Origin of the sequence: Streptomyces sp. sk2.1, from assembly GCF_008120935.1 — a bacterium.
Lineage (GTDB): Bacteria > Actinomycetota > Actinomycetes > Streptomycetales > Streptomycetaceae > Streptomyces.
This window is the reverse complement of the sequence record NZ_RDBO01000077.1, coordinates 433,821-442,819: the sequence shown is the minus strand read 5'-3', so window position 1 is coordinate 442,819 and position 8,999 is coordinate 433,821. Positions and strand designations below refer to the sequence as shown.

General features: G+C 72.2%; 8 protein-coding genes and 1 pseudogene. 3 read left to right on the top strand and 6 right to left on the bottom strand.

Translation table 11 applies throughout. The annotated features are described in order from the left end of the window. Positions 1 to 506: hypothetical protein (locus EAO76_RS29380; RefSeq protein ID WP_222872214.1), on the top strand; the 506-nt coding region annotated here is incomplete at its 5' end. Between the two features lie 128 nt (positions 507 to 634). Here the strand turns inward: EAO76_RS29380 and EAO76_RS29375 are convergent. Continuing rightward, positions 635 to 883: a hypothetical protein gene (locus EAO76_RS29375; RefSeq protein WP_148838929.1), complete on the bottom strand. Its 249-nt coding sequence runs from the start codon at positions 881 to 883 to the stop codon at positions 635 to 637. Positions 884 to 1,508: 625 nt separating this feature from the next. Here EAO76_RS29375 and EAO76_RS29370 point away from each other — a divergent pair. After that, positions 1,509 to 3,368 (top strand): serine/threonine-protein kinase, encoded by a 1,860-nt coding sequence (locus EAO76_RS29370; protein ID WP_148838928.1) that lies wholly within the window; start codon positions 1,509 to 1,511, stop codon positions 3,366 to 3,368. A gap of 48 nt (positions 3,369 to 3,416) precedes the next feature. On the opposite strand, the gene EAO76_RS29365 is transcribed toward EAO76_RS29370, so the two are convergent. The 5 genes and pseudogenes from EAO76_RS29365 to EAO76_RS29345 all read right to left on the bottom strand — a co-directional run bounded on the left by EAO76_RS29365 (position 3,417) and on the right by EAO76_RS29345 (position 7,500). Then, complete coding sequence (locus EAO76_RS29365; RefSeq protein WP_148838927.1) at positions 3,417 to 4,331, bottom strand: hypothetical protein; 915 nt, start codon at positions 4,329 to 4,331, stop codon at positions 3,417 to 3,419. 110 nt (positions 4,332 to 4,441) lie between these two features. Then, positions 4,442 to 4,892, bottom strand: a pseudogene (locus EAO76_RS29360) (GntP family permease); the annotation flags it as partial. Between the two features lie 296 nt (positions 4,893 to 5,188). Continuing rightward, on the bottom strand, positions 5,189 to 5,599 hold the full coding sequence (locus tag EAO76_RS29355; protein ID WP_148838926.1) for a RidA family protein: 411 nt from the start codon (positions 5,597 to 5,599) through the stop codon (positions 5,189 to 5,191). A 6-nt stretch (positions 5,600 to 5,605) separates the two neighbouring features. Then, entirely contained in the window at positions 5,606 to 6,367 is a 762-nt protein-coding gene (locus tag EAO76_RS29350; protein WP_148838925.1) for an IclR family transcriptional regulator, read from the bottom strand. Beyond that, on the bottom strand, positions 6,364 to 7,500 hold the full coding sequence (locus tag EAO76_RS29345) for a sugar kinase (protein ID WP_262375822.1): 1,137 nt from the start codon (positions 7,498 to 7,500) through the stop codon (positions 6,364 to 6,366). Before EAO76_RS29345 ends, EAO76_RS29350 begins: the two co-directional genes overlap by 4 nt. Positions 7,501 to 7,629: 129 nt before the next feature. On the opposite strand from EAO76_RS29345, the gene EAO76_RS29340 reads away from it, so the two are divergent. Continuing rightward, entirely contained in the window at positions 7,630 to 8,970 is a 1,341-nt protein-coding gene (locus EAO76_RS29340) for an alanine racemase (RefSeq protein WP_148838923.1), read from the top strand. Positions 8,971 to 8,999 lie beyond the last annotated feature (29 nt).

The following is an 8,999-nucleotide window of genomic DNA, read 5'->3' as shown; positions in this document are numbered from 1 at the left end:
CCCCCTCCCCGGACGCCACCGACCGGGCGTTTCGCGCGGTGCGCGCCGGTGACTGCCTCAACGTGTACAACGACGGGCACGGGAACATGAGCGCCGAGCGCCCGGTCCGGGTGAACTGCCGGTCCTGGAAGGCCTACATGCACGTCAACCGGGTCACCTCCGGGCCAGGCGAGTCCAGCGGCTGCGACCAGGGGCAGGGCTTCACCTGGTGGCACAAGTCGGGTGCGGACGGGATCGAGCGAACGCTCTGTCTGGACCGGGTGTTCCAGGTCGGTCAGTGCTTCCCCGCCCAGGTCCGGGGAGCCGTCGACGCCGACCTGACGGTGGTACTGGCCTGCGATTCGTCGACCGTCCCCCGGGCCGGCCAGTCGATCCTCCGAGTCACCGGGTACTACCGGACGCCCTCGCCGGGCACCAAGTGGACATGCCCGGCGGGGCGCGGGGAGCAGTTCTGGTACTGGCAGGTGAACAGGGGCCGGAGCATCGTCTGCGCCTCGGCGGCCTGACCCGGACCGGCTCCGGCCCTCCCGACCGGCTCCGGCCTTCCGAGCCGGGTTCTGCCCGGAAGGCCGGAGGGCTGGAAGACCGGAGCGGTTGGCATGCGGCCCCTGCGTACCGCCGGGGCCGGGCGGTACTACGCGGCGACGGGCGGCTCCTGGTCCTGGTCCCGTCGGCCCCGCTGTACCTGCTGTCCCGGGGGCTGTTCCTCGTCCCCCGCCCGGAGCGGCGGCTCGGGCCTCCTCAGGCGCAGCCACGCCTCGCGCGTTCGTCCTGCCGCGTCGAGAACGTCCGGGATCTGGTCGAGCAGCCCCTTCAGGCTGAACAAGACGATCGAGAGCACCCCGGCGACGGCGAGAACAGCAATGATGGTGGCGTCGTTCACGGTTCAAACCTTTCGGAAAGGGGTTTGAACCGGGCACGCAGGGGCTCGATCCAAACCGGATGGGTTCGGGTCGAGACACCTGCGCCGACGCGGTACGCGGATGTTCTCGGGGTGCGCCCCTCTCAGGGGCGCCGTGCAGCAAGGCTCAAAAATATATAAGTAAAAGTATGTGTATAAGTCGCGCCATCCAAGCCGATTAACCTGCGCGTCTCGGGTGCTTCGCACCCCGGGCTCATCGGATTCGGACGGTCCTGACTCCTCGATGAGGCGATCAGGTTCGCGTTCATTTAAGTACGCATGAGTTCAACTGAGCACGTATGACGTCAACTGAGCATATGTAACTTCAACTGAGCATGTGTGGCTTCAGCAGCCTTACCGCTTCCGACTGTACCACCGGCTCCACGAAGTCAAATGGAACTCCTCCACCCAACACAGGAGTTGATGCGTCCGCTCGTCGGCCGAACCCCGACAGGGCACGCACCGGAGCCCTGTGGCAGGACCTGCCCGGGTGCTCCACGCTGTCCCGGACCGTCCGCACGCTGTCCCGGACAGCCCGGACCGTGGTCCTGCGGGAGGTCGCGTGCCACCGTGGTGGGAGCGCGGTGGTGCGACGGGGGGAATGACCATGGCCGGGGCGCGGGTTCAGGCACTGAGCGGGGACGATCCGACGGCTCTCGGGCCGTACCGGCTGATCGGACGGCTGGCGTCCGGCGGCATGGGACGGATCTACCTGGCCCGCGACGACGGGCGCGGCGGCGATGAACTCGCCGCCGTGAAGACGCTGTTGGCGGAGGGGCGGGTCAGCGACGTCGACCGGCGGCGCTTCGCCCGCGAGGTGAAGCTCGCCCAGCGGATCGACAGCACGTACACGGCACGCGTACGGGACTCCGACCCGGACGCCGAACGGCCCTGGATGGCCATCGACTACATCGCCGCACCGCCGCTCTCCGAACTCGTCCGCACCTGCGGGGTGCTGCCCGCTTCGGCGGTGCGGTGGGCGGCGGCGGGCACGGCGGAGGCGCTGGTCACCCTGCACCGCGAGGGCATCGTCCACCGCGACGTGAAGCCGCAGAACGTACTGCTCCCGCTCGACGGCCCCCGGGTCATCGACTTCGGCATCTCGCACGCCGACGACCTCACCCGTACCAGCCTGACGCTGGGCACGATCGCCTTCACCTCGCCCGAACAGGCCCGCGGCGAGGCGTCGACGACCGCGTCCGACGTGTACTCACTGGGCGCGACGCTGTTCCTGCTCGCCACCGGACGCCCGCCCTACGCCGCGGACGGCGACACCCTGCGCCTGCTCGCCCGCGTCCAACGCGGCGAACTCGACCTCGACGGACTGCCCAAGGAACTCGCACCGACCATCCGCCCCTGCCTCGCCACCGACCCCGCCGAACGCCCCGCACCCGCCCAACTGCTCGCCCGGTTCCGCAAGGGCCAGGCCGGGCTGCCCGCGGCCCGCGGCGGCAACCGCTGGCTGCCGCCGCGCTGGACGGCACTGATCGGGGAGTACGCGGCCCAGGGCGAGGAGCTGGCCCGCGCGAACCGGATCGACCCGGACGCCCTGACCGTGGACCAGCGCACGAGCATGGTGCCGCCGCCGAACCCCACCCGGATGTACACGGCGGAACGGGAACGGGAGAAGGAGCGGGAGCGCGCCGCGAAGGAGAAGGCCGAGAAAGCGAAAGCCGAGAGAGCGAAGGCCGAGCAGGAGCGGAACGCGCGGCGCGCCCGCGCCACGTCGTCCGCGTCGGCCTCGGGTTCGGCCCGCCCCGAGCCCGGAACCAGAACCGAACCCGCGCCGGCCCCCGCGCCGGCGGCGAAGAAGTCCTCCGGCGAGGCATGGATGCTCATCCCGCTCGCCGCCATCATCCTTTTCCTCTGGCAGCAGCCCTGGAAAACGGACACCACCGGCACCTCGACCACCGGCAGCACCTACGGCTCCGCCGCGAGCCGGAGCTGGACACCGACGCCCACCCCGACCGCCGACGCCACGGACCGGGCGTTCCGGTTCATCCGCAGCGGTCAGTGCCTCAACGCCTACGACGACGGGCACGGGAACTGGAACTCCACGGTGCCCGTCCCGGTCGACTGCGACTCCGCCAACGCGTACGTCTACGTCACCCGCGCCTACTCGACCGGCGGCGCCCCCGACCCCTGCCCGTCGGGGAACGGCCGCGGCAGGTGGTACCACGCCGCGAACGACGACATGAACACGACCCTGTGCCTGACCCGCCAGTTCCGCAAGGGCCAGTGCTTCCCCGCCGACCTCGACGGCAACGGCAACGCCGACCTGCTGGTGGTCTGGAGCTGCAACTCGGACAAGGTGCCCGTCGCGGGTCAGTCGATCGCGCAGATCACCGGCTACTACCGGGCGCCCAAGTCGTACCGCGGCCAGATCTGCCCGACGAACGGCGGGCAGCGCTACTGGTACTGGAAGGTGGACGACAACAAGAACATCATCTGTGTCGGCCGGGCATGAGTCCGGGCAAACCGGATGAGGGGCACGGACGGGCCCCGGGGCCGGGGCTCACGCCCGAGGCGTGCCCGGTCCGGTCCGGTGGGCCACCGGCATCGGCCACGCACGGGTGGGTGCGTGGCCGACCTCGATGTCGTGCAGCTGGGTGGCGAGCAGACGGCTCGCCGCCCGGGCCGGGGCCCGGCGGTCGGTCAGCAGATGGGGACCGTCCAGGACGGACATGGTGAGGTGATAGGTCGACAGGGCCTTGTCCGTCCCGGCCCTGGCCCGTTCCTCGGACTGTGCGCGGGAGAGGGCCAGTACCGCCGGCTCCCGGTTCTCGGCGACGGCGGCGGCGAGGCGGGCGTGGCCGTCCAGGATCACGTAGCAGTTGAGCCCGCTGAACCACCAGAGCAGTACGGGCGGCAGGACGCCTTCCCGGGCCTGCTTGCGGTAGGACTTCACCCTGCCGTCGTCGGGCGGTGGCATCCGCCGCAGGGGCATGACTCCCCATGAGCCGGTGAACCAGTCGATGTAACCGTCCGGGTGGTCGTCGAGCAGACGGGAGCGCCATCGGCCGGCCGGCCCGTCTCCGGTCCGGGTCGTCCCCTCCCCGAGGAGCCGCCGGGAGAGCACCCACTTCCCCTCGTGGAGCGGGCCGACGGGGGAGGCCTCCAGGACACCGGCGAAGCGATGCGCCCAGCGGGCGTACCAGGACGGTTGTCCCTGCCCGCCGACCGCGCGCGCCTCCGCGGCCCGCAACGGGGCGACGGGTGATCGGTAGCGGTCCGTGCGGAGGTACTCGACTCCGCATCGTTCGTCGTCGACCTCGGCGAAGAACACCACGTCCGGCCCCTGCGCCAGGACCATCCGGTTGCCGTCGGCCACCTCCGGCCGCAGCCCCGGCCCGGTCGGGTGCGGAAGCTCCAGGACGAGGCCGCCCCAGGATTCGTCGGCGGTCGCCGCGGTCAGGTTCGTCCGGTGCACCGGACGAATCCTAGGCTCTCCCATCCGGGTCGTACGGAGGCCCCCTGCCCCCCTCCACGGATCGAATCGGCCCGGACCCGGCCCGGACCCGGCCCGACTCGGCGCTGGAACTAGATCACCGGGCTCGGCAGCGACGCCACCGCGAAGCCCACGACCGACAGGACCGTCTCCAGGACCGTCCAGGACTTCAGGGTGTCGCGTTCGGGGATGCCGAAGTACTTCGACACCATCCGGAAGCCGCCGTCGTTGACGTGCGGGGCGGAGATCGAACCGGCCGAGATCGCCATGATGATCAGCGCCGGGTGGGCCTGCGACAGGTCCTGCCCCTCGACCGGGGGGGACGACGATGCCGGCGGTGGTGACGATGGCGACCGTCGCCGAGCCCTGGGCGACGCGCAGCACCACGGAGATCGGTCGGGCGAGCAGGATGGCGGGCAGGCCGACGTCGTTGAAGGTGCCCGCGAGCGCGTCCGCGATGCCGCTGCCCTTGAGGACGGCGCCGAAGACCCCGCCCGCGCCGACGACCAGCAGGATGTTGCCGACCGGCTTGAGGGAGGAGGAGCGCGATGCCGGGGGCGGCGACGGTCGGCGGGCCGGCGGTGCCGTCGACGAGCAGGAGGAGGCCACCGGTGCGGGGTGGTGTCTCGACCGGTTGTGGGAAGCGGCGAGCAACACGGGCAACTCCGCGTCCGAAGACGACTTTCGGGGGTGACGGAGCGCGGCACGGCGCTTGCGTGGGGCGAAGCGCCGTGCCGTGCGCGATGGGGCGGCGGGGCGGGTGCGGCAAGGAAATCGGCCGGAGGGACCCGGTCGGTCGGGTCAGCCGTGCCGGTGCCGGACCGGTCGGATCGGTCGGGTCAGCCGAGGACCGCGAGGGCGTCGATCTCGATGAGCAGGCCCTTGGGGAGGCCGACGTAGACCGTCGTGCGGGCGGCGGGGGGCTGCGTCAGGTTCTGCTCGGCGAAGTAGGCGTTGTAGATCTCGTTCATCTCGGCGAAGTGGTCCACGTCCGTGAGGTAGACGCGCATCATCATCACGTCGTCCCAGCTCGCGCCGCCCTCCTCCAGGATCGCCTTGACGTTGGCGAAGGTCTGGAGGGTCTGCTCGCGCAGGGTCGGGCCGGCGGGGGTCGGGGCCCGGCCCTCGACGGCGGGCAGGAAGCCGACCTGGCCGGCGACCTGGAGGATGTTCCCCTTCTTCACCCCGTGCGAGAACTTCGCGGGGGGCGTGGTGTGGGTGCTCGGGGTGAGGGCGATCTTCTCGGTCATGGCTGTTCAGGCTTTCTTGGGTCGGTTGTCGGTACCGGAGTACTCCCGGCTGATGGTTTCGGCGGTGCGCCGCACCAGGGGGAGCAGGGTGAGGAGTTCCTCGGCCGTGACGACGACGTTGGGCGCGGAGACCGACATCGCTGCGACGACCCGCCCGTCCGCCCCCCGGATGGGGGCGCCGATGCAGTTGATGGACTCCTCGTGGCCGCCGAGGTCGGTGGCCCAGCCCTGTTCGCGGACGACGGCGAGCTCCTTGAGGAAGGCGCCGGCGTTCGGGGTCGAACGGGACGTGTACATGGGGTAGTCGAGCTTCTCGGCGACGGCGCGCCGCTCGGGCTCGGTGAGGTCGGCGAGCAGCAGTTTCGCCACGGCGGCGACGGTGATCGCGACGGGCTTGCCGATCCGCGAGTACATCCGGACCGGGTAGCGGCTCTCGACCTTGTCGATGTAGAGGACCTCCTGCTCCTCGTACACCGCGAGGTGGACGGTGTGGCCGCAGTTCTCGTTGAGTTCGACGAGGTGGGGGTGGGCGATCTCCCGCACGTCGAGGTTCTCGACGGCCTCCTGCGCCAGGGCGAAGAGCCGGGCGCCGAGGCGGTAGCGCTGGTCCTGCTGGCGGTAGACGAGCCCGTGCTCGTGGAGCGTGCGGAGCAGGCGCAGCGCCGTGGACTTGTGGACGTCGAGCCGCTCGGCGACCTGCCCGAGGTCGGCGGGTCCCTGGGCGAGCAGCGGCAGGATGCTCAGCGCCCGGTCGACGGTCTGACTCATGTCGTACGTACCTCCTGATCCTCCCCCGTCCAGCCGGGGCCGAGACGAAGTCTCCCCCAGGCCCCCTCGTCCAGGGCGGCAAGGGCGTCGGCGTGCGCACGGGCCGGCGGATCGGTGAGGTCGCCGGGGACGGTGAGGACGGCGGCGGCCATGAGGTGGCCGTGCCGGACCCGGTCGCGCACCGGCAGGCCGCGGAGGGTCGCGGAGAGGAACCCGGCGGCGAAGGCGTCACCGGCGCCGACGGGGGCGACGACGTCGACCCGGAGCGCGGGGACGGCGGTGACGGCATCGGCGCGGGTGCCGGTACCGGCTTCGGTACGGGAATCGGCGCGGGTACCGGTACCGGCCTCGGTACGGGAATCGGTCCCCTCGGCGTGCGAGGAGGCGGCGCGCGAGAAGACGGTGGCGCCCTCCGATCCCCGCTTCACGACCAGCACCTCCGGCTCCGGCAGGGCCGCGCGGATCGCCTCGGCGCCCCGCACGCCCCACGCCTCCTCCGCCTCGTCCTCGCCGACGAACACGAGGTCGGCGCCGCGCGCCAGGTCGAGCAGGACGGACGGCCGCGCCCCGTCCCGCCACAGGCCCGGCCGGTGGTTGACGTCGAAGGAGACGAGCGGACGGCCGGGCCGGGGGGCGGTCAGGTCGCGCAGCAGGGCCAGGCAGTCGGCGGAGAGCGCGGCCGTGATGCCGGACAGGTGCAGGACCCGGCCGGCGAGCAGTGCCTCGTACGGGACGTTGTCCGGGGACATCGCGGAGGCGGCGGAGCCGGCCCGGTAGTAGGCGACCTCGTGCACGTCGGCGGCCCGGTCCGTGGCCGTGCGGAAGTAGATCCCGGTGGGCCGTGCCGGGTCGCGCCGCACGGCGGAGGTGTCCACCCCGTATCCGGTGATCGCCTCGACGAGGTGGTCCCCGAAGCCGTCCGCGCCGACCCGGCTCACCCAGGCCGCCCGGTGCCCGGCGGCGGCCAGCGCGCAGGCGACGTTGGACTCGGCACCCCCGATGCCCCGGCCGAAGGAGGGCACGTCGGCGAGGCGTCCGGGCTGCGACGGCAGGAACGTCACCATGGACTCGCCGAGGCACACGACTTCGGCGGCCGTGACGGCGTCGGCGGTCCTGGCCGGGGTTCCGGACACTCGGGGGCTCCTCGCGGGTTCGGTGATTCGGTTCGGGGCGCGGCGGGCAATGGCCCGGGGCGCGGCCGTGGTACACGCCATTGACCCGGCGTCGGCTCGGATGTTAGACAGCGTCAAGCGATATACGCAATGGGTGTTGCATATGATGCAACGACTACTTCGATCGAGGAGGCCCCCTTGGCTGCCGACCGTTCCGTGGCCGGACTCTCCGACGAGCCGGTCGACCACCGCTTCAAGGCGCTTCCGCCCGACGCGGAGGGCCTGACCGTGGGCGCCCTCGCCGCCGAGCGGCGCGACCTCTTCACGGGCGGCTTCACCACCCCGGTGCTCGCCCTGTCCGCCGAGTCGGTCGAGCACAACCTCGCCCTCCTGGAGACGTACGCGGAGCGCCACGGGCTCGCCTTCGCCCCGCACGGCAAGACCTCCATGTCCCCGCAGCTCTTCGCCCGCCAGCTGGAGCGCGGCGCCTGGGGCATCACCGCGGCGGTGCCGCACCAGGCGCGGGTCTACCGGGCGTACGGGATCGGGCGGATCTTCCTCGCCAACGAACTGGTCGACGCGGCCGCCCTGCGCTGGCTGGCCGGCGAGCTGGACGCCGACCCTGGGTTCCGCTTCGTCTGCTACGTCGACTCGGTGCGCGGCGTCGAGCTGATGGACGAGGCACTGCGGGCGGCGGGCGCCACCCGCCCCGTCGACGTCGTCGTGGAGCTGGGCGCGGGCGAGGGGGCGCGCACCGGCGCCCGCACCGAGGCCGAGTGCGCGGCGGTCGCCGAGGCGGTGGCCGCGACCGGGACGTTGCGGCTGGTGGGCGTGGCCGGTTACGAGGGCGAGGTGCCGGACGCGTCCGGCGAGCGGGTGCGCCGGTGGCTGCACCGGCTCGTCGCGCTGGCCGTCGACCTCGACCGGGCGGGCCGGTTCGCGGACGTGACGGCGGCCGGCGGGGACATCGTGATCAGCGCGGGCGGCAGCGCGTGGTTCGACGCGGTGGCGGACGTGTTCGCGCAGATCCCGGAGCTCTCCGCGCCGGTGCTGAAGCTGCTGCGCTCGGGGGCGTACGTCTCGCACGACGACGGCCACTACCGCCACCTCACCCCGTTCAACCGCGTCCCCGAGGAGGGCGCCCTTCAGCCCGCCTTCCGGCTGTGGGCGCAGGTGGTCTCCCGCCCCTCCCCCGAGCAGGCGTTCCTGAACGCGGGCAAGCGGGACGCGGCGTACGACCTCGACCTCCCCGAGGCACAGGTCGTGCGCTCCGGCCGCGACGGCACGGTCCGGCCCGCGACCGGCATCACGGTCAGCGGCCTGTCGGACCAGCACACCTGGGTGCGCACGGAGCCGGGGGCGGAGCTGGAGGTCGGCGACTGGGTGGGGATGGGGTTGTCCCACCCGTGCACGAGCTTCGACAAGTGGCAGCTGATTCCGCTGGTCGCGGAGGACGGGACGGTCGTCGACTTCGTCCGCACGTTCTTCTGACCCCGCCGGGGCCGAGGGCCCCTGCCGGG